The following is a 289-nucleotide window of genomic DNA, read 5'->3' as shown; positions in this document are numbered from 1 at the left end:
GGACAGGCCGCGCGTGGCGACCCGTCTTCGCCTCTCAAGGGCGGCAATTCGAGACGACCCCTCCGGTCGCTTTCTGGTCGGGGCGACTGTTTGTGCTACGCCGGCTTGGCGTATTGTTCGGCGCTCAGCACCTCGATGCACTGGAACGGCTGGTTCCCTTCCACCCAGGCCTCGTGGCCAGGCGGAATGGTGTAGGAGGTGCCGGCCTCGAAGGTCTTTTGCGTGCCATCGTTCATCCGCACGGTGATCGACCCGGACACGACATAGCCGACATGCGAGACCTGGCAGC

1 protein-coding gene is annotated in these 289 nt (G+C 64.7%); it reads right to left on the bottom strand.

Features of this window, described 5'->3' with window-relative positions; genetic code table 11:
• Positions 1 to 95 precede the first annotated feature (95 nt).
• Positions 96 to 289, bottom strand: a 194-nt coding sequence (locus EN786_RS37230; RefSeq protein ID WP_135910208.1) for a cupin domain-containing protein, incomplete at its 5' end; no start/stop codon positions are given.

The sequence above is a fragment of the Mesorhizobium sp. M4B.F.Ca.ET.143.01.1.1 genome, from assembly GCF_004792275.1.
Classification (GTDB): domain Bacteria; phylum Pseudomonadota; class Alphaproteobacteria; order Rhizobiales; family Rhizobiaceae; genus Mesorhizobium; species Mesorhizobium abyssinicae.
The sequence above is the reverse complement of the archived record's forward strand: the minus strand, read 5'-3'. Positions and strand labels throughout refer to the sequence as shown.